Genomic DNA, 19,735 nt, shown 5'->3' with positions numbered 1-19,735 from the left:
GGGGGCACCGCCCACCGTGCGGCCGGCGACCCGCCGGCGGAGCACCGCGCACCCCGGGCGCAACTGACATTTGTCACGGCCGACCCGTGCGGCACGCATTCGTCGTCATGACTGAACGCACTGGAACCACCATAGCCCGAACGGACAGACTCAGATCCGTCAGCAGGACGAAGGCATCGGCCGAACGACGCAGGCACCGGCCGAACAGCGGAGGGAGTGGCCACGGTGGACGAGCGCTACGACAGCTACTGCGCCGCCGACCGGCTCTTCTACGACTCCCTCGGCAGCGCGGTCGAGCAGCCCACCTTCGCGGCGGCGCAGCGGCCCGTCCCCGACGGCTGGCGCTCCGAGCCGCTCGACGACTGGCTGATCTACGCCCCTGAGGGCGGCACGCTGCCCCAGCAGGGCTGGAAGATCCATGTGTCGGCGACGCTGGACAACGCCGAGCGGGTGCTGGACGCCGTCTGGGACTACTGCGTCCCGCGCGGACTGTCCTTCAAGTTCCTCCGCGGCCCGCGCACCCTGCTGCTGCGCAACTCCAAGTACGCCTCCCGGGCGGCCAGCGGCAAGTTCGTCACCGTGTACCCCCGCGACGACGCGGAGCTGGAGCTGGTCTGCAAGGAGCTCGACGAGCTGCTCGCCGGCGAGCCCGGCCCGTACATCCTCAGCGACCTGCGTCACGGCGCCGGCCCGGTGCACGTACGCTACGGCGGCTTCGCCGCGCGCTACTGCCACTCCCCCGACGGCCAGGTGGTCCCGGCGATCGAGGACGACACGGGCACGCTGGTGCCCGACCGCCGCGACCCGGTGTTCCACGTGCCGTCCTGGGTGACGCTGCCCGACTTCCTCGGCCCGCACCTGGCCGCCCGCAACGCCACCAGCACGAACGAGGTGCCGTACCGGATCGAGAAGGTCATCCACTTCTCCAACGGAGGCGGCCTCTACGTCGGCCGGGACGTGCGGACCGACGGCCAACTGGTGCTGAAGGAGGCCCGGCCGCACGCCGGTCTCGACGCCGACGGCGCCGACGCGGTCGCCCGCCTGGCCCGGGAGGCCGACGCGCTGCGCCGGCTGGCCGACCTGCCCCAGGTGCCCCGGGTGCACGACGAGTTCGCCCTCGGCGAGCACCGGTTCCTCGCGCTGGAGTTCATCGAGGGCCGCCCGCTCAACAAGGTCCTGGTCGACCGGTATCCGCTGATCGACGCCGACGCCACGGACGCCGACCGCGCCGACTACACCCGCTGGGCGCTGGACGTGCACCGACAGGTCGAGGAGGTCGTCACGGCGATCCACGACCGCGGCCTGGTCTACGGCGACCTGCACCTGTTCAACGTCATGGTCCGCCCGGACGACCGGATCGCGCTCGTCGACTTCGAGGTCGCCGCGCCGATCGACGGCCACCGCCGGCCGGGACTGCGCAACCAGGGCTTCGCCGCGCCCCGGGACCGCACCGGTCCCGCCGTCGACCGGTACGCCCTGGCCTGCCTGCGGCTGGCGCTGTTCCTGCCGCTGACCCAGCTCGTCCGGCTCGGGCCGGAGAAGGCCGCGCACCTCGCCGATGTGATCGCCGCGCACTTCCCGGTGCCGAGGGAACTCCTCGACGACGCCGTACGGGAGATCACCGGCCCCGCCCCGGCGGACGCCGGCGGGGCACCCGACCTCACCGTCGACGTCGGGCCGGCCCACCGGGACCGGCTCGCCCGGGCGATCCTCGCCAGCGCGACACCCGACCGGGACGACCGGCTCTTCCCCGGCGACATCGAGCAGTTCCGCAGCGGCGGGCTCAACCTCGCCCACGGCGCCGCTGGCGTCCTGTACGCCCTGCACGTCAGCGGCGCCGGACGGTGGCCGGAACACGAGCAGTGGCTGGTCCGTCATGCCACGGCACCCGCCTCCGGCACCCGGTGCGGCTTCTACGACGGCCTGCACGGTGTCGCGTACGCCCTGGAGTCGCTCGGCCGCCGGCAGGACGCCCTCGACGTGCTCGACATCTGTCTGCGCCAGCCGCTGGACGGCCTGGACCACAGCCTCTCGGGCGGCCTCGCCGGCATCGCGCTCAACCTGGCCGAGCTGGCCGGACGCACCGGCGAGACGGCCCTGCGCGACGCGGCCTGGCGGGTTGCCGAGCGGGTGGTCGACCAGCTCGCCGACGACCCGGGGCCGGACATCAGCGGCGGGCGCAACCCGTACGCCGGGCTGCTGCGCGGCCGCACCGGGCCGGCGCTGCTGCTGGTGCGGCTGCACGAGCTGACCGGCGACGAGGCCCTGCTGGACCACGCCGCCACGGCCCTGCGCCAGGACCTGCGCCGCTGCGTGGTACGCCCCGACGGCGCGCTGGAGGTCAACGAGGGCTGGCGCACCATGCCCTACCTCGGGCAGGGCAGCGTCGGCATCGGGCTGGTGCTCGACGAGTACCTGCGGCACCGCGCCGACGAGCGGTTCGCCGAGGCCAGCGCCGGCGTACGCCGCGCCGCCCGGTCACCGTTCTACGCGCAGTCCGGCCTCTTCGCCGGACGGGCCGGCATCATCGCCTACCTGGCGGCGTACCCCGACGATCCGGGGCTCTGCCGCGAACGCGACGCCCAGGTGGCCCGGCTGGCCTGGCACGCCCTGCCCTACCGCGACGGCACCGCCTTCCCGGGCGAGCAGCTGCTGCGGCTGTCCATGGACCTCGGCACCGGCACCGCCGGCGTGCTGCTGGCGCTGGCCGCCGCGCGGCCCGACGACCCGGTGCGCCTGCCGTTCCTCGCGCCCCTGACGGGCGCCACCGACTCCCTCGCCTCGGCGAGGGCGACCGATCCGACCGACCAGCACGGAAGGAGGTGACACGACATGGCGCTTCTGGACCTCCAGGGCCTCGAGATGGCCCCCGCCGACCGCACGGGCGGTGGCAGCCGGGCGAGCCTGCTGCTCTGCGGCGACAGCTCGCTGTCCGTCACGACCTGCAACTGAGCCGGACGCCCCCAGTGGCGACGTCCAGCACAGGACCATCCGACCGAACAGCACAGAAGGAGATGATCGACATGGCGCTTCTCGACCTTCAGGGCATGGAGATGGCCCCCGCCGACCGCACCGGCGGTGGCAGCCGCGCGAGCCTGCTGCTCTGTGGCGACAGCTCGCTGTCCGTCACGACCTGCAACTGACCAGGTCAACACGCGAGGCCCTGGGCGGACGCCGTGTCCGTCCAGGGCCGCACGTCTTTCGCGGGAGAAGCCATGGGGACGCCGACCGGCACCGACCGGCTGCTGCGGCGGGTGGTCCGCGACGGCGGCGGGTGGACGGTCCTGCTCGGCGCGGTCGCGCTCACCGGCGCCGCCGCCGAACTCGCCCTGCCCGCCGCGCTCGGGCTCGCGGTCGACGCCGCCGTCGACGGCGACCCCGGCGTCTGGTGGCCGGCCGCCGCCTGCGGCCTGATCGCCGTCCTCATGGTCACCGACATCCTCGCCGACGTGGCCAGCGGGTACGGCGCGGCCCGGGCCACCGCACGGCTGCGCCGGCGCCTGCTGCGGCACCTGTTCGCCTGCGACGTCCGCACCGTCCGCCGCCACCCGGTGGGCGACCTGGTCGGTCGGCTCGTCGGGCAGGCCGCCGAGGCCGGGCAGGCCGGCACCGCCGTGGTGCTCGGCGTCGTCGCGCTGCTCCCCCCGGTCGGCAGCGTCGTGGCGCTCACCCTGCTCGAACCGCTGCTCGGCGTCACCCTCCTCGGCGGGCTGGCCCTGCTCACGCTGCTCATGCGCGCCTTCGTCACCGACGCCTCCGCCGCCGTCGCCGGCTACCAGCGGGTGCTGGGGGACATCGCCGGGCGCCTGCTGGAGGCCCTCGGCGGCGCCCGCACCATCGCCGCCGCCGCGACCGTCGACCGGGAACGCGACCGGGTGCTCGCGGCCCTGCCGGAACTGCGCGGGTACGGGCTGCTCAGCTGGCGGCTGCTGGCCAGGGCGAGCGCCCGCACCGCCGCCGTGGGGCCGCTGCTCCAGGTGGCCGTCGTGGCCGTCGGCGGGTACGCGCTGACCGTCGGCTGGCTCTCCCCCGGCCAACTCGTCGCCGCCGTGCAGTACGCGGCCCTCGGCGCCGGACTGGGCGCGGTGCTGGCCACCCTGAACCGCCTCGTCCGCGCCCGCGCGGCGGCCGGCCGGATCGCCGAGCCGCTGGCCCACCCGGTACGCCCCGACGGCGCCGAGCCGCTGCCGCCCGGCCGGGGGGAACTGCGGCTGCGCGGGGTGGGCGTACGCGCCGAGGACGGGCGGGCGGTCCTCGACGGGATCGACCTGACCGTCCCGGCGGGCGCCACGGTGGCCGTCGTCGGCCGCTCCGGCGCCGGCAAGTCGACCCTCGCCGCCGTGGCCGGCCGCCTGCACGACCCGGAGACCGGCGAGGTGCTGCTGGACGGGGTGCCGCTGCGCCGGCTCGACCCGTCCGCGCTGCGCCGGGCCGTCGGCCACGCCTTCGACCGACCCGTGCTGGTCGGCGAGACGGTGCACGACGCGATCGGGCTCGGGCTGCCCGCCGGCTCGGCGCGACCGCCCGCCGGCACCGCACCGGCCACCCCGGCGGTGCTGGCCGCGGCGCGGGCGGCGCAGGTCGCCGACGTCGTCGCCCGGCTGCCCGAGGGCTTCCGCACCCGGCTGGCGGACGCGCCGCTCTCCGGCGGCGAGGCGCAGCGCCTCGGGCTGGCCCGCGCGTTCCCCGCCGAGCGGCTGCTCGTCCTCGACGACGCCACGTCCAGCCTGGACACCGCCACCGAACACCGGATCGCCCGGGCGGTGGCGGCCGGCGCCGGCGGGCGTACCCGACTCGTGGTGACCCACCGCGCGACGACGGCGGCGGCGGCCGACCTGGTGGCGTGGCTCGACGGCGGGCGGCTGCGGGCCGTGGCGCCGCACCGGCAGCTCTGGGCCGACCCGGCCTACCGGGCGGTCTTCACGCCCGGCGGAGACGCCCGATGAGCGGCCCCGGTGTACGCCGCAGCACCTGGGCGGCACTGCGGGCCCGCCGCCGGGCCCTGGGCCGGCTGGCCGCCTGGTCCGCGGTGGAGGCCCTGCCGGCGTTACTCGGCGGGGTGCTCGTGGCCCGCGCCGTCGACAGTGGTTTCCTGGCCGGTGAGTTCGGCACCGGCCTGGTCTGGCTGGCCGGGCTCGCCGCGGCCGTGCTGGTGGGCGCGGCGGCCAGCGGGCAGGTGTACCGCAGCCTCGGGGCCGTGGTGGAACCGTTCCGCGACGAGTTGGCCGCCCGGGTGGTGCGGGGGGCCCTGCACGACGCCACCCGGGCCGGCGGCCGGGCGGACAGCGCCACCGTGGCCCGGCTGACCCACCAGGTCGAGGTGGTCCGGGACACCTTCGGCGGGCTGCTGCTGGTGGTCCGCGGGTTCCTGTTCACCGCCGGCGCGGCGCTGCTCGGCCTGCTCGCCCTGGCCCCGCCGCTGGCCGGTGCGGTGGCCGCCCCGCTGGTGGTGGGGCTCGCCGTGTTCGGGGCGTCGCTGCCGGCCATGGTGGCGCACCAGCGGGCCCAGGTGACCGCCGGCGAGCGGCTCGGCCGCTCGGCGGCGTCGGCGCTGGCCGGGCACCGCGACGTCGTCGCCTGCGGCGCGCAGGAGCGCGTGGTGTCCGACGTGGACCAACGGGTCACGGCGCAGGCCGACGCGGAGCGGACCCTCGCCCGGATGGCGGCGCTGCGCAGCCTCAGCCTCGGCGTCGGCGGCTGGCTGCCCGTGGTGGTGCTGGTGCTGGCCGCGCCGTGGCTGGTCCGGCAAGGGCTGAGCGCCGGCGCCGTGCTGGGCGCGCTGGTCTACGTCACCACCGGGCTGCAACCCGCCCTGCACGCGGTCGTGCAGGGCGTCGGTGGCGGCGGCCTGCGCTACGCCGTCACCCTGGGCCGCATCCTGCGCACCAGCCCGACCCCGGGGCCGGCCCTTCAGCCGCCCACCGCGCCGCCATCCCGCCCCGCCGCCGTCCCGGCGCCCCCGGCCGCCGGCCAGGTGGGTCCCCCACCGGTCGCCGCCGGCCCGGCGCCGTGGGCCGCCGCCGGCGGCGACAACCCGCCGGCGGTCGCGCTGCGGGGGCTGACCTTCCGGTACGGCCCGCACGCCCGCCCCGTCCTGGCGGACCTCACCCTGACGGTGGCGGCCGGCGACCACCTGGCCGTGGTGGGGCCGAGCGGCGCCGGCAAGTCCACCCTGGCCGCGCTGGTCGCCGGGCTGGCGTCACCGGAGTCGGGCACGGTCCACCTGGCCGGCGTACCGGTCGACGGCACGCCGCCGGAGGCGCTGGCCCGGCTGCGGGTGCTGGTGCCGCAGGAGGCGTACGTGCGCACCGGTTCCGTCGGCGACAACCTCCGCTACCTGCACGCCGACGCCGACGACGCGACGGTCCTGGCCGCCGTGCGTGCCCTCGGCGCCGGTCCCCTGGTGGCCCGCCTCGGCGGCCTGGACGCGGAACTCGACCCCGCCGCCCTCTCCGCCGGGGAGCGCCAGCTCATCGCCGCGGTCCGGGCCTACCTCGCCCCGGCGCCGCTGGTGATCCTCGACGAGGCGACGTGTCACCTGGACCCGACCCTGGAGGCGACCGTCGAGCACGCCTTCGCCCGCCGGGGCGGCACCCTGGTGGTGATCGCGCACCGGATCAGCTCGGCGACCCGGGCGCGGCGGGTGCTGGTGTTCGACGGCGACCGGCCGCTCGTCGGCAGCCACGACGACCTGCTGACCCGCTCGACCACCTACCGCGAGCTGGTCGGGCACTGGGAGGACGTGACGCCGCCGGACCGCGTGCCCCTCGGCCGGCCCTGACGGTCCCGGGGTCGGCGCCCGTCGTCAGATCCAGCCGGCCTCGCGGGCGACCCGCACCGCCTCCACCCTCGTGCGCGCGCCCGCCTTGCGGGCGATCCGGCCGAGGTGGTTGCGCACGGTCCCCGGGGCGAGCCCGAGCGCCCGGGCAACCTCCACGACCGGCGCCCCGGCCGCGGTCAGGTCGAGGATCTCCGTCTCCCGCGAGGTGAGCGGGCTGTCCCGGCTCAGTGCCGCCATCACCAGGTCGGCGTCGACCACCGACTCGCGGCGGGCGAGCCGCCGGATGCCGTCCAGCACCCGGTGCGGGGAGACGTCGGCGCCGAGGATCCCGACGCTGCGCCCCGGCACGAAGACCCGGTGCAGGCTACGCGCCCGGCGACGGTCGGCGAGCACCAGCAACGGGCAGTGCCCCGCCACACCCGTGTCGCCGATGAGGTCGAGGTCCACGACCGCCACGTCGGGACGCTGCGTCCGGACCGCCGGTGGCAGGGCGTCGCCCCGGTCCAGTTCCGCCACCACGCTGATGTCCGCCTCGGCGGCGAGCACGAGCGACAGGGCGCCACGGACCAGGGCGCCGTCGAGAGCGAGCAGGGTACGGATCACCGTTGACCCTCCGGAGCGTCGTCAGACAGATCACGGACCGTCAAAATTCAAACACGTCCCGCCAGATTCCGCTCGGCGGGCGACCCGCCACCGTCCAGGCCGTATCCGGCGGGCGACCCGCCACCGTCCAGGCCGGACGAGGGGCGGGACAGCCGCCGGCACGCCCCGGTCCGGGTGGGCGGGGCCGGCCCGCTACATCCAGCCGTCGCGGCGGGCGCGCCACACCGCCTCCATCCGGTTGCGGGCACCGGTCTTGCGCATGATCGCCGACAGGTGGTTCCGTACCGTTCCGTGCGCCAGGTAGAGCCGGCGGGCGATCTCCTTGAGCGGCAGGCCCTCCGCGGCCACCCGCAGCACCTCCACCTCCCGGCGCGTCAGCGGGCTCGACCCGGGGCGCAGCGCCGTCACGGCGGCGGCGGCGTCCATGACCTTCCCCCCGGCGGCGAGTTCCCGGACGGCGTCGACCAGCGCCTCCAGGGACGCGTCCTTGCCCACCAGGCCCCGTACGCCGGCGGCGAGCAGGTCCCCGACGATCCGCTGGCTCCACCGGCGGCCCATGGCCAGCACGGCGGTGTCGGGCATCGCCCCGGTGATCTCGGCGACGACCTCGACCGGGTGCGGGGCGTCCGGCGCCAGGTCCACCAGCACCACGTCCGGCCGGTGCCGGCGCACCAGGGCGGGCAGCTCCGCCACCCCGGTCACCTCGGCGACGACCTCGATGTCCTCCTCGCTCGACAGTGCCGCGCACAACGCGGTGCGCAGCAGGCCCATCTCCTCGACAACGACGACGCGGATCAACGGGTGGCTCCGATCTGGGGGTGCGGGGGCGGCGGGCGGTCCCGTTGACGGGACTACGCAGGCCGGTCGGACGGAACGACTGGATCATGAAGCGCGACAACGACGACCGCCGGCGGCGGCATCCGGGTGGTCCGGCGCGGGAGGGGCCGGACGAGCGCGCGGGCGGGCCCGCCGGGACTCAGCCCGGGCGGGCACTCACCCCGGGAGACCGGTCACCCGGGGCGGCCGGCGCGGGTGGAAGCCCCCCGTCGGCCCCCGTCGAAAGGCCGCGCCGGCGCGGTGCCCGGGCGGCGCCGGGGCGCGGCCGTGCGTGGCGGCCGGGACGGCGGCTCCCCGCCGCACGACGGGCCGGGCGACGGGCACCCTGGGCCGCCGCGGCGGGGAGGCGACCTCCGGCCCGGGGACGGGTGGACGACCAAACGTCGGGCGACGCACTGGACAGCGACCTCCCTCGTCGGACACGTCGACACATCGTAAAGATCTGCTTACCCGATTGCAGCTCGTGGATGCCTCGTGACGGATTGCCGACTGGGTGCTGACGGCTGACGCGCCGTGCGTTAGGGAGCCCGCCCGCAGTGCCGTACGCACCGGCGCCGCAACGGAACAAGCCCCCCGGCGAGGGAGGGCTTGTGTCCGTTCGTGATCGGGGAACGACCGGCCGGTCAGGTCATGTCGTCGTAGCGGCGCTCGATCGGCGCCGGCGCGGCGACCGGCTCGGGGGCCGCGATCGGCGCGCTGGCGTCCACCCGCTGCCCGGCCTCCACCGGCTCGGGGTCGAGCTCCAGCGGCGACACCTCGTCGTCGCCGACGCCCGCGTAGACCTCCTTGCCACGTCCCCTGCGCTTGTCGTTGAGGAACGCCACCCCGACGGCGACGAAGTAGAGCAGCGACAGGCAGAGCGCCAGCAGGGTCATGCCGAACGGCCCGGGGTCGGGGGTGGCGATGGCCGCGAACGCGAAGCAGATGAAGACCACGGCCCGCCACCAGCTGAGCAGCCGGCGGGCGCTCACCACCCCGGTGAAGTTGAGCATCAGCAGGGTGAGCGGGAACTCGAACGCGACCCCGAAGAGCAGGATCATGTTGGTGACGAACGAGATATACCGGGTCACCTCGAGCTGCGAGTCGGTGCCGGTGACGCCGGCCTCCAGCAGGAAGGCCAGGCCCTTGTCCACCACGAAGAAGGCCAGCACCGCGCCGGCGGCGAACAGGGGCGCCGCGATCGCCACGAAGACGTACGCCCACTTGCGCTCGTGCCGGTGCAGGCCCGGCGCGATGAACGCCCAGAGCTGGTAGAGCCAGACCGGCGCTCCGATGATCAACCCGATCCAGAGCGCCAGCTTCAGCTTGAGGACAAAACCGTCGGTCGGTGCGAGCTGCAGGAAGTTCTGGCACTCACCGTCGACGATCATGCCGGGAAGCCGGCAGTACGGCTGCTTGAGCAGGTCGAACGCCGGCTGGGCGAGCAGGAAGCCGATGATCAGCCCGAACGCGATAGCCAGGGAGGCGCGGAACAACCGGGTGCGCAGCTCGCGGATGTGCTCGATGAGCGTCATCGAGCCGTCGGCGGCCCGCTCGAAGTTGCTCGGGCCGCGCTTCTTGAGGGCGAAGGCCACGGGTCTCGGGCCCTTCGGTCAGTTGTCGCGGACGCGCTGCACCGGGTCGTTGACCGGGGGTGCGTACGGCTGCTGCTGCGGGGCGACGTGCGGCTGCTGCCCGGCGGGCGGCGGCGCGTACGGCTGACCCTGGACGGTCTGCGGCGGGAGCGGCTGGTAGGCGGACTGCGCGTCGGCCTTCTCGGCGAGGTCCCGGTCGTCGTCGTGCAGGCTCTTGGTCTCGGCCTTGATGATCCGCAGCGAACGGCCCAGCGAACGGGCCGCGTCCGGGAGCCGCTTCGCGCCGAAGAGCAGGATCAGCACGACCACGAGTACGGCGATGTGCCACGGCTTGAGGGCACCCATGGGAAGCTCCAGTCGCTCTGTGTCGTCGTGAGGGGTGTACCGCAGCCCATCGTACGTCCGTCGACGGCCGCTGCCACCCGCCGGGTGGTGGTGGTTCGTCCCGGCCGGTGAAGTCTTGACCAACGCGGGACGTCCCGTCAACCATCTGCGGCAGGATCGTTCCTGCGTGAACCGGAGCGGTTCGCGCAGGAACCGGGCACCGATCGATCAGTCGCCGCGTTTCGCCTTGATCACGGCCAGCCGCCGCTGGGTGGTGTCGAGCTGCCCCTGGAGCGCCTCCGCCCGCGCCTGGAGGGTCTCGGCGGTCTCCCGCAGCGCCTCCGCCTCGGTCGCCCGGCGTTGCAGGGCAACGGCCGCGCGACGCAGCCGGGGCAGCCGCGCCAGCACCGGCCGCAGGGCCAGGGCGAACACGACGAGCGCGAACAGCACCACCGCGAGCACGATCCACTTCACCACGGCGGCCAGCCTACTGCGTGCCGGCGGTGACCGCCGGGTCGGCCGGGGAGACGACCCGTGCCGGGTCCGACCCGCCGACGGGCACGGGTGGCGCGGCCGGCACCGGCGACGCGTACGCGTCGAGGGCGGCGACCGCCGCGGCCCGCACCTGCTCGGCCAGCTCGACCGGGGCGACCACCGCCACGTCCGGGCCCAGGCCCAGCACGAACCGGCGGGCCCAGCCCAGGTCGGTGACCCGCAACGACACCAGCCACTGGTCGCCGCCGCCGGCCTCGACCCGCTCGCACGGGTAGTACTCGGTCAGCCACCGCTCGCCCCGGCCGATCCGCAGGGTGATCAGCGGCAGGTCCGGCGACGGGCGGAACACGCCCTCCGTGAGGTCGTGCGGGCGGGCCTGCGGCGGCACCACCGCCCGCTCCTCCAACTCGGCGACGGCGTCGATGCGGTCGGCCCGGAACAGGCGCACCGCCTCCGCCCGGCGGCACCACGCCTCCACGTAGGCCCGCCCGCCGACCATCAGCATCCGCAGCGGGTCGACGACGCGGTCGGTGGTCTCGTCCCGCGCGGCCGTGTAGTAGGTGATGCGCAGCGCCCGGCCGCTCTCCACGGCCGTCCGCAGCTCCGCCACCCGCCGGGTGTCGGCGGGCAGCCGGACCTCGACCGGCGCCGCCACCAGGTCACCGGCAGCGTGCTCGATCTTCGCGAGAGCCCGCTCGACGGCCTCCCGGTTGGTCACCCCGGGCGTCTCGGCGAGCATCCGCAGCGCCACCACCAACGCGAGGGCCTCGTCCGGAGTGAGCCGCAGCGGCCGGTCGATGCCGGCGTCGTAGGTGATCGTCACCCGGTCGCCGTCGAAGGCCATGTCGATCAGGTCACCGGGGCCGTAACCGGGCAACCCGCACACCCACAGCAGCTCCAGGTCCTCGCGCAGCTGCCGCTCGGTGACGCCCAGGTCCCCGGCCGCCTCGGCGAGCTCGATGCCGGGCCGGGCCAGCAGGTAGGGCACCAGGTTCAGCAGCCGGGCCAGCCGGTCGGCCGACGCGCGGGAGCCGCCCCGGGCGGCCGGCCGGGTCACCGGACACCCCCGGCGACTGCGAGGTCGTCGTGCCGGGCGGCGATCTCCTTGAGCCGCTGGATCACCGCGTCGCGCACCTCCGGCGGATCGAGCACCCGCACGTCCGGGCCGTAGCCGACGAGCTGGCCCGCGAGGACGTCCGCGTCGGCGTAGGGCAGGACGAGCCGGTCGCCCTCGGGGCAGGCGGTGACGTCGACGGCCCAGCGACGCAGCCCGGCGGCCCGTCCGGCGGCGACCAGCACGGTGGCCCGCCCGGTGCGCTCCGTCGGCCCCGACCAACGGGCCACGTGGCTGATCAGGTCGACCCCCGCCGGCGGCTCGTAGCCCCCGGGGGCGCCGGTCGCCCGGACCGTGCCGACCACCCGGGACAGCCGGAAGCAGCGGGTCGCCTCGCGGTCGAGGTCGTGCCCGACCACGTACCAGCGGCCCCGCCAGCAGACCACGCCCCACGGCTGGAGGCGGCGGCGGGTCGAGTCGTCGCGGTCGGGCACCCGGTAGTCGAAGCTGACCTCGCGCCGGTCCCGGGCCGCGGCGGTGAGCGGCGCGAACGCCGGGTCCACCGTGACCATCGGTTCCAGGCCCAGCGTGGCCTGCGGGTCCACGTCGACGCCGGCGGCGCGCAGCTTCGCCAGCCCGGAGGAGGCGGCGGCGGCCAGGCCGGCGTGCTGCCACAGCCGGGCGGCGATGCCGACCGCGGCGGCCTCGTCCGGTTCGAGGGGGATGTCGGGCAGCGCGTACTCCCGGTGGGCGATCCGGTAGCCGGGCTCCGCGTCGAAGACGCTCGCCGTCCCGGTCTCCAGCGGCACGCCCAGCTCGCGCAGCTCGGCCTTGTCCCGCTCGAACTTGCGCTGGAAGGCCTCGTGGTCACGCGCGTCGTCGGGATCGTGCTCGTAGCCGGGCACGGTCGCGGCGATCTGCGCGGCGGTCAGGAACCGCCGCGTGGACAGCAGGCAGATAACCAGGTTGACCAGGCGTTCGGTGCGGGTCCGCGACACGCGGTAGACGCTAGCAGCCCACCCGCCGCGCCCGTGCACCCACGCGGGCAGGACGTGCCCCGCGTCGCGCCCGGCCGGTTCACCCGGTCGCCGGGCGGTCGGCCACCGACGACCCTACAGTGACGTGGTGGCCCAGCCGGAGGTCAGGACCGAGAGCGTCGCCACCGTCGTGGTGGCGGGGGCCGCCAACCTCGCCATCGCGGTGGCCAAACTCATCGCCGGGGTGATCTCCGGGTCGGCGGCGATGCTCTCCGAGGCCGTGCACTCCGTCGCCGACACCACCACCGAGGTGCTGCTGTACCTCGCGTTGCGCCGCGGGGCGCGGCCCGCCGACGCCCGGCACCCGTTCGGGTACGGCAAGGAGAGCTACGTCTGGGCGTTCCTCGCGGCGCTGTTCACGTTCGTCGCTGGCGCCGGATTCGCGATCACCCACGGCGTCACCACCATCCTGGTGCACGAGCACAGCGGCGAGTACCTGGTCACCTACATCGTGTTGGCGGTGTCGTTCGCCATCGAGTCGGTCTCCCTGGCCCGCGCCGTGCACCAGGTCCGCGCCGAGTCCCGACGCTGGCGCACCTCGCCGCGCCGGTTCCTGCACCTCACCTCCGACACCCCCCTGAAGGCGGTGTTCCTGGAGGACAGCGCCGCCCTGATCGGGCTGTTGCTGGCCGCCGCCGGGGTGGCCCTGTCGCAGCTCACCGGGGACGAGTTCTGGGACGGCGCCGCCTCCGTCCTGATCGGCGTGCTGCTGCTCGTGGTGGCCGCCGTCCTGGCGCACAGCAACATCTCGCTGCTGGTCGGCCGGTCCGTGCCGGAACGACTGCGCGGCGAGATCACCGAGGAACTGGCCGGCCTGCCCGCCGTGCGGCGCATCGACACGCTGCTGACGATGCAGCTCGGCCCGAGCGACGTCCTGGTCGCGGCGAAGGTGGACTTCGACGACGACGCGAGCGGCGCGACCATCGAGGACGCCGCCGACCAGGCCGAGCGGCGCCTGACCGCCCGTCACCCACAGATCCGGTACGTCTTCCTCGACCCCACCCGCAGCGGCGACGCCCCGGAACCCGGGGGCACCGGCGGCTGACCGCCGACCCGCCGTACCGCCCCGGGCGCGCCCGCCGCGGACGGCGACGCTAGCGTGCCGGGCATGGTGCGATGGCGGTCGGGAACGGTGACGGCGCTGCGGCGACAGTGGACCGGGGCGGTGGAACTGGACGTCGAGCTGCCCGACGGCGGCACCATACGTGCCCTGGCCTACCCCGCGCTCGTCGGGCGGCCCGAGCCCGGCGACCGGGTGCTGCTCAACGCCGGCGCGCTGCTGATGGGCCTCGGCACCGGCGGATACGCCCTGGTCGTGGCGCTGCCCGACCGGCTGCCCCCGGACCCGCCGCAGGCCCTCGACAGCCGCGACGCCGGCCACCTCGTCAAGGCCCGCTACACCCCGCTGCAGCCGATCCTGCTCGGTGTCGACGAGGAGGCGTCCCCGCACCGGGCGGTCATGGAGGCCGCCGACGACCTGGCCGGCCTGCCCGTCGTCACCGCCGACCTGCACTCCGCGCTGCCGGCCGTCCTGGCCGGCATCCACGCCGACGCCCCCGCCGCCCGGGTCGCGTACCTGCTGACCGACGGCGGGGCGCTGCCGGCCTGGTTCTCCCGCACCCTCGCCGCGCTGGGCGACCACCTCGTCGGCACGGTCACCGTCGGCCAGGCGTTCGGCGGGGACCTGGAGGCGAGCACCGTGCACAGCGGGTTGCTGGCCGCCCGGCACGTGCTGCGCGCCGACGTGGCGATCGTCGCCCAGGGACCGGGCAACCTGGGCACCGGCACCCGGTGGGGCTTCTCCGGGGTGGCCGTCGGGGAGGCCGTCAACGCCGTCGCCACGCTGGGCGGGCGCCCGATCGGGTCGCTACGGATCTCCGACGCCGACCCCCGGCCCCGCCACCGGGGCGTGTCGCACCACAGCCTCACCGCGTACGGCCGGGTGGCCCTCGCCCCCGCCGAGCTGGTCGTGCCCGACGGACTGGCCCCGGCGCTGGCCGGCGAGGTGGACGCGGCGCTGGCGCCCCTCACGGCGCGGCACACCGTCGTCCGGGTGCCGACCGACGGGCTGGACGCCGCGCTGCGGGACACCCCGGTGACGCTGTCCACCATGGGTCGGGGCCTCGACGCCGACCACGCCTACTTCCTGGCCGCCGCCGCGGCCGGCCGGCACGCCGCGCGCCTGCTGTCCTGACCCGCGGCCACCACCGGGCCCCGGCGCCTGCGGATGCGGCGGTCGCCCGCACCCGAGCCGGAGGCGCCGGGCCCGGTGGTGGTCGGTCAGCTCGCCCCGTAGCCGTACCGCACGATGCGCTCGGCGGCCATCTCGTACACGGCCGGGTCCTCCGGGGCCAGCGTGCCCAGCCCGTCCACGTACCGGTTGAACATGCAGAACGCCGCCGCGATCAGGACCGTGTCGTGGATCTCCAGATCCGTCGCGCCGGCGCCCCGGGCGACCTTGACCAGGTCCGCCGTCACCTCCCGACCACTGCGCTGCACGGCACCGGCGATGTCCAGCAACGCCCGCAGCTTCTCGCTGACCTCGGCGGCCGCCGGATCGGCACGGACCTGCTCCACCAGCCGCATGCCCGAGGGCAGCTGCGCCGCCGCGAAGGCCGAGTGCGAGGCACAGCAGAAATTGCACTCGTTGAGCCCCGACACGTACGCCGCGATCAGCTCCCGCTCCCCCGCCGTCAGCGTCGGATGCGGGGCGCGTAGCAGCGCCTCCGCCAGCTCGCCGAGCGGCTTGGCCGTCTCGGGACGGAACCGCAGCGGGCCGTTGATGCCCGGATGCTCCCGCTCGTCGAGGCCGAGGTCGATGTGTGCCATACGGTCACCCTCCCTGCCGCGACCACGCAGCGCGCGTGGCCCGTCACCGACAATGCCGAACGGGCACGACGGTTCCAGCTCAGCCGGGACGGCACAACTTCCAGAGTGCGGCGTCGCCCCGGCCGGGGTGCCGTGTCGGACCGGCGGCCGGGCGCCCCACTTCGCAGCCGCCCGGGGAGACCCGGTTCGGCGTCCAGCGTGAAGGCCGCCCCGGCCCGTGGCGCCGGCCGGGGTCAGACCAGGAAGATGAGGGCGAGCCAGGCGCCCACGATCAGCACCAGCGCGAGCGCCAGCACCCAGGTGGGCACCGTGTACTCGCCGCGCCGGTTGCGCTCGATCTCGGCGCGGATCTTCTCGCGGCGGCGCTCGGCCCAGTTCTGTCGCTGGCCGCCGCGCTCGGGGGGTTCGGAAGTCGTCATGGCGCGGTCAGCCTACCGGCCCGGCCGGCCCGGACGGTGATCGCCACCGCACCGGGCCGGCCCGCCGCCGTCACATGCTGGCGATCAGCCGTTCCACCCGCTCGTCGTACGCCCGGAACGGGTCCTTGCAGAGCACCGTGCGCTGCGCCTGGTCGTTGAGCTTGAGGTGCACCCAGTCGACGGTGAAGTCGCGCCGCTTCTCCTGGGCGTGCCGGATGAACTCCCCGCGCAGCCGGGCCCGGGTCGTCTGCGGCGGGGTCTCCTTGGCCTCGAAGATCTCCGGATCGGTCGCCACCCGGTCCACCTCGCCGCGCCGCTCCAGCAGCCCGTAGAGACCCCGGCCCCGGCGCAGGTCGTGGTAGGCCAGATCCATCTGGGCCACCCGCGGGTGCGACAGCGGCAGGTCGTGCTTGCGCTGGTAGCGCTCGATGAGCCGCAGCTTGGTCACCCAGTCGATCTCCCGCGACACCGGTTCCAGGTCGCCGGTCTCCACCGCGCGCAGCACCCGGCCCCACAGCTCCACCACCCGCTTGGCGGTCTGGTCGCCGCCGCGCCGCTCCACGAACTCGGTCGCCTTGGCCAGGTATTCCTGCTGGATCTCCAGCGCGCTGACCTCCTTGCCGGAGGAGAGCCGCACCTTGCGACGGCCGGTGATGTCGTGCGACACCTCCCGGATCGCCCGGATCGGGTTCTCCAGCGTCAGGTCACGCATCACCACCCCGGCCTCGATCATCCGCAGCACGATGTCGGCGGTGCCGACCTTCAGCAGCGTGGTGACCTCGTTCATGTTGGAGTCGCCGACGATGACGTGCAGCCGGCGGTAGCGCTCCGCGTCCGCGTGCGGCTCGTCGCGGGTGTTGATGATCGGCCGGCTGCGGGTCGTCGCCGACGAGACGCCCTCCCAGATGTGCTCGGCCCGCTGCGAGAGGCAGTAGACCGCCCCGCGCGGCGTCTGCAGCACCTTGCCCGCCCCGCAGATCAACTGCCGGGTGACCAGGAACGGGATCAGCACGTCGGCCAGCCGGCCGAACTCCCCGTGCCGCGACACCAGGTAGTTCTCGTGGCAGCCGTACGAGTTGCCGGCCGAGTCGGTGTTGTTCTTGAACAGGTAGATCTCGCCCGCGATGCCCTCGTCGTGCAGCCGCTTCTCCGCGTCGACGAGCAGACCCTCCAGGATCCGCTCGCCGGCCCGGTCGTGCGCGACCAGGTCCGTCACCGAGTCGCACTCCGGGGTGGCGTACTCCGGGTGTGAGCCGACGTCCAGGTAGAGCCGGGCGCCGTTGCGCAGGAAAACGTTGCTCGACCGGCCCCACGACACCACACGGCGGAAGAGGTACCGGGCGACCTCGTCAGGGGACAGCCGCCGCTGCCCGCGGTAGGTGCAGGTGACGCCGTACTCGGTCTCGAGGCCGAAGATTCGCCGCTCCATGATGAGACATTAGCCGCCCGAGGCCCCAGATGGGCAGCGCACACCGTGCCGGTCTCACACGGGATCGGTGACGGTCGACCCAGGGCACCGCAGCGCCGGACCCGGCGGGCGCACGGCGGCCACGGCCACTCGTCCGTACACCGGCCGGCCGCGTGTGGCGCGTCGCCGACGCCGCACTTGCGCGCGAGGCGTCCCGGTTGGACGCTCCGGGCGCAGATCCGCGACGGGCGGGAGGTCCTGTACGGCGCGTCGGACGGCCCCTGAGACGCCCGGGAGCGGCCGGGCGACCCTTGAGACGGCCGGGAACGGCGGGCAGCGGGCGCGGTGGGGTTGCGCTACGGCGCGCGGGCCGCACTCGACCCGCGCGCCGTCGTCGGAGCCCGGCGTGGGCGGCCGGGGCGTGTCCACGCCCGACGGCCCACCGGGATGTGTCCTGCTACGCCTCGGGGGTGTCCCGGCCCTCCAGGTCCGCCGAGCCGGCCGACGTGGTGGGCTTCTTCGCCTCCTCGGTCGGCGAGGTCGGCGTCTCCGGGCGGGCCGACACCGGCTCCTCGGCCTTGTCGCCGTCGAGCAGCGCGGTCAACGCGGCCCCGGTGATCCGGCGGAACGTGCGCCCCACCCGGCGGCGGTCCAGGACCGCCACCTCCAGCTGGTTGGCGGCGATGGTCCGGGCGGCGCCGCCCTCTCCCCCGACGCTGCTCAGGGCCTGCACCGCGACCTTGACCGCCTCGCCCAGCGACATGTCCGGACGGTGGTGGGACTTCAGCACGCCGGTGATGGCCTCGGCCTGCCCACCCATCGCCATCCGGCCCGGCTCGTCGTTGACGGATCCGTCGTAGGTGAGCCGGTAGAGCTCGTCGTCCTCGGCGGTGGTGCCGACCTCGGCCACGCAGATCTCCACCTCGAACGGCTTCGACTGCTCGGTGAAGATGGCACCCAGGGTCTGCGCGAAGGCGTTCGCCAGGGCCCGGCCGGTGACGTCACGCCGGTCGTAGCTGAGGCCGTTCAGATCGGCCATCCGCACGCCGGCGCGGCGCAGGTTCTCGAACTCGTTGTAGCGGCCGACGGCGGCGAAGCCGATCCGGTCGTAGATCTCGCTGACCTTGTGCAGGGCGCTGGAGAGGTTCTCGGCGACGAAGAGCACCCCGCCCTCGTAGCTCAGGACCACCGCGCTGCGGCCCCGGGCGATGCCCTTGCGGGCCAGCTCGGAGCGGTCGCGCATGATCTGCTCGGGCGAGGCGTAGAACTGCATGGCCACGGCGGCGGTTCTCCTTAGGGCGCTGTGCTGACGGCTGCTGACTGGTACGGGCGGGAGCGGATCAACCGCCCGGGTTCTCCATCCGGCCGGAGACCACGCTCTCGGCGATCGCCGACATCTCCTCGTCGGTGAGCCGGTGGGTGCCCTCCGCCGTCGCCGTCATCACCACCGGGTAGATCCGCCGGATCAGGTCCGGGCCGCCGGTCGCGGTGTCGTCGTCGGCCGCGTCGTAGAGCGCCTCGACCGCGAGCCGGACCGCCTCGGCGATGGAGAGCCCCGGCTGGAAGCGCTTCTTCAGCGCCGACCGGGCGAAGAGCGAGCCGGAGCCGATCGCGTCGTAGCCGGTCTCCTCGTAGGGGCCGCCGGTGACGTCGAAGCTGAAGATGCGGCCGGCCCGCGCCGGGTCCTTCGCGGCCAGGTCGTAGCCGGCGAAGAGCGGGATCACCGCGAGGCCCTGCATCGCGGCGCCCAGGTTGCCACGGATCATGGAGGCGAGCCGGTTGGCCTTGCCGTCGAGCGAGAGCATCGCGCCCTCGATCTTCTCGTAGTGCTCCAGCTCCACCTGGAACAGTCGCATCAGCTCGATGCCGATCCCCGCCGTGCCGGCGATGCCGACCAGGGAGTACGCGTCGGCCGGGTGGACCTTCTCGATGTCGCGCTGGGCGATCAGGTTGCCCATGGTGGCCCGCCGGTCGCCGGCCATCACGACACCGCCGGCGGCCGAGATGGCCACGATGGTGGTCGCGTGCGGCGCCATGTCGGCGGCCATACCCGGCGGCAGCGGCCGGCGGCCGGGCAACATCTCGGGGGCCACCTTGCTCAGGAACGAGGTGAAGGAGGACGTCCCCGCGTTGGTGAACACATCTGGTAGACGCCCGGATGGATCAAAACCCGCTGCCACGTGGTTCCTCTCAGATATGTGATCGCCCCGGCCAGCCGCGACCGATCGTCACGGAACTGGCCAAGGCCACCGTTGCAGTTGAAGCACAATATCCCGCGCACCCACCCGGTGCGATGATCGTGGTCGAGATGTTGGGGATCCGGTGTGCCCACGGATCGCGCACACCCCGCCCTGCTCGGCCAGGAGCTCCTGGA

20 protein-coding genes are annotated in these 19,735 nt (G+C 74.9%); 7 read left to right on the top strand and 13 right to left on the bottom strand.

Annotated features, from left to right (window positions below; all coding sequences use genetic code 11):
* Positions 1 to 225 precede the first annotated feature (225 nt).
* From lanKC to EV374_RS19750, 5 genes are all read left to right on the top strand, one after another.
* Complete coding sequence (gene lanKC / locus EV374_RS19770; RefSeq protein WP_165947844.1) at positions 226 to 2,826, top strand: class III lanthionine synthetase LanKC; 2,601 nt, start codon at positions 226 to 228, stop codon at positions 2,824 to 2,826.
* Positions 2,827 to 2,832: 6 nt separating this feature from the next.
* Entirely contained in the window at positions 2,833 to 2,952 is a 120-nt protein-coding gene (locus tag EV374_RS19765; protein WP_013734295.1) for a SapB/AmfS family lanthipeptide, read from the top strand.
* Positions 2,953 to 3,023: 71 nt separating this feature from the next.
* Positions 3,024 to 3,143 (top strand): SapB/AmfS family lanthipeptide, encoded by a 120-nt coding sequence (locus EV374_RS19760; RefSeq protein ID WP_089003486.1) that lies wholly within the window; start codon positions 3,024 to 3,026, stop codon positions 3,141 to 3,143.
* A 72-nt stretch (positions 3,144 to 3,215) separates the two neighbouring features.
* Positions 3,216 to 4,946 (top strand): ABC transporter ATP-binding protein, encoded by a 1,731-nt coding sequence (locus EV374_RS19755; protein WP_132237489.1) that lies wholly within the window; start codon positions 3,216 to 3,218, stop codon positions 4,944 to 4,946.
* Complete coding sequence (locus EV374_RS19750) at positions 4,943 to 6,781, top strand: ABC transporter ATP-binding protein (protein WP_132237487.1); 1,839 nt, start codon at positions 4,943 to 4,945, stop codon at positions 6,779 to 6,781. Before EV374_RS19755 ends, EV374_RS19750 begins: the two co-directional genes overlap by 4 nt.
* A 24-nt stretch (positions 6,782 to 6,805) precedes the next feature.
* Here the strand turns inward: EV374_RS19750 and EV374_RS19745 are convergent, their stop codons facing one another.
* The 7 genes from EV374_RS19745 to EV374_RS19715 form a co-directional block, all read right to left on the bottom strand.
* The gene (locus EV374_RS19745) at positions 6,806 to 7,384 is read right to left on the bottom strand and encodes a response regulator transcription factor (RefSeq protein WP_132237485.1); all 579 of its coding nucleotides are present in this window, start codon (positions 7,382 to 7,384) and stop codon (positions 6,806 to 6,808) included.
* A gap of 192 nt (positions 7,385 to 7,576) precedes the next feature.
* The gene (locus EV374_RS19740; protein WP_486485854.1) at positions 7,577 to 8,182 is read right to left on the bottom strand and encodes a response regulator transcription factor; all 606 of its coding nucleotides are present in this window, start codon (positions 8,180 to 8,182) and stop codon (positions 7,577 to 7,579) included.
* Positions 8,183 to 8,844: 662 nt separating this feature from the next.
* The gene (gene tatC, locus EV374_RS19735) at positions 8,845 to 9,795 is read right to left on the bottom strand and encodes a twin-arginine translocase subunit TatC (protein WP_132237483.1); all 951 of its coding nucleotides are present in this window, start codon (positions 9,793 to 9,795) and stop codon (positions 8,845 to 8,847) included.
* 18 nt (positions 9,796 to 9,813) lie between these two features.
* A complete protein-coding gene (gene tatA, locus EV374_RS19730) occupies positions 9,814 to 10,140 on the bottom strand; it encodes a Sec-independent protein translocase subunit TatA (RefSeq protein WP_132237481.1) in 327 nt (108 codons plus the stop codon).
* A 207-nt stretch (positions 10,141 to 10,347) separates the two neighbouring features.
* Complete coding sequence (locus EV374_RS19725; RefSeq protein ID WP_132237479.1) at positions 10,348 to 10,596, bottom strand: hypothetical protein; 249 nt, start codon at positions 10,594 to 10,596, stop codon at positions 10,348 to 10,350.
* A gap of 10 nt (positions 10,597 to 10,606) precedes the next feature.
* Positions 10,607 to 11,671 (bottom strand): helix-turn-helix transcriptional regulator, encoded by a 1,065-nt coding sequence (locus EV374_RS19720; RefSeq protein WP_132237477.1) that lies wholly within the window; start codon positions 11,669 to 11,671, stop codon positions 10,607 to 10,609.
* On the bottom strand, positions 11,668 to 12,666 hold the full coding sequence (locus EV374_RS19715) for a WYL domain-containing protein (RefSeq protein WP_132237475.1): 999 nt from the start codon (positions 12,664 to 12,666) through the stop codon (positions 11,668 to 11,670). Before EV374_RS19715 ends, EV374_RS19720 begins: the two co-directional genes overlap by 4 nt.
* A 127-nt stretch (positions 12,667 to 12,793) precedes the next feature.
* Here EV374_RS19715 and EV374_RS19710 point away from each other — a divergent pair, with 127 nt between their 5' ends.
* Complete coding sequence (locus EV374_RS19710) at positions 12,794 to 13,750, top strand: cation diffusion facilitator family transporter (RefSeq protein WP_132237473.1); 957 nt, start codon at positions 12,794 to 12,796, stop codon at positions 13,748 to 13,750.
* Positions 13,751 to 13,813: 63 nt separating this feature from the next.
* The gene (locus tag EV374_RS19705) at positions 13,814 to 14,899 is read left to right on the top strand and encodes a DUF3866 family protein (RefSeq protein WP_132237471.1); all 1,086 of its coding nucleotides are present in this window, start codon (positions 13,814 to 13,816) and stop codon (positions 14,897 to 14,899) included.
* 86 nt (positions 14,900 to 14,985) lie between these two features.
* On the opposite strand, the gene EV374_RS19700 is transcribed toward EV374_RS19705, so the two are convergent.
* From EV374_RS19700 to EV374_RS33535, 6 genes are all read right to left on the bottom strand, one after another.
* A complete protein-coding gene (locus tag EV374_RS19700) occupies positions 14,986 to 15,534 on the bottom strand; it encodes a carboxymuconolactone decarboxylase family protein (protein ID WP_132237469.1) in 549 nt (182 codons plus the stop codon).
* Positions 15,535 to 15,767: 233 nt separating this feature from the next.
* Positions 15,768 to 15,953, bottom strand: coding sequence for a hypothetical protein (locus EV374_RS19695; protein WP_132237467.1), 186 nt, complete (start codon positions 15,951 to 15,953; stop codon positions 15,768 to 15,770).
* A 70-nt stretch (positions 15,954 to 16,023) separates the two neighbouring features.
* Positions 16,024 to 17,382, bottom strand: a complete 1,359-nt coding sequence (pafA, locus tag EV374_RS19690; protein WP_132237465.1) for a Pup--protein ligase — start codon at positions 17,380 to 17,382, stop codon at positions 16,024 to 16,026.
* A gap of 436 nt (positions 17,383 to 17,818) precedes the next feature.
* Entirely contained in the window at positions 17,819 to 18,640 is an 822-nt protein-coding gene (prcA, locus tag EV374_RS19685) for a proteasome subunit alpha (protein WP_132237463.1), read from the bottom strand.
* 61 nt (positions 18,641 to 18,701) lie between these two features.
* On the bottom strand, positions 18,702 to 19,541 hold the full coding sequence (prcB, locus tag EV374_RS19680; protein WP_207914382.1) for a proteasome subunit beta: 840 nt from the start codon (positions 19,539 to 19,541) through the stop codon (positions 18,702 to 18,704).
* A complete protein-coding gene (locus EV374_RS33535; RefSeq protein WP_486485853.1) occupies positions 19,460 to 19,693 on the bottom strand; it encodes an endonuclease VII domain-containing protein in 234 nt (77 codons plus the stop codon). The genes prcB and EV374_RS33535 overlap by 82 nt, the downstream gene beginning before the upstream one ends.
* Between the last annotated feature and the right edge of the window lie 42 nt (positions 19,694 to 19,735).

This window comes from Micromonospora sp. CNZ303, from assembly GCF_004345505.1.
The sequence above is the reverse complement of the archived record's forward strand: the minus strand, read 5'-3'. Positions and strand labels throughout refer to the sequence as shown.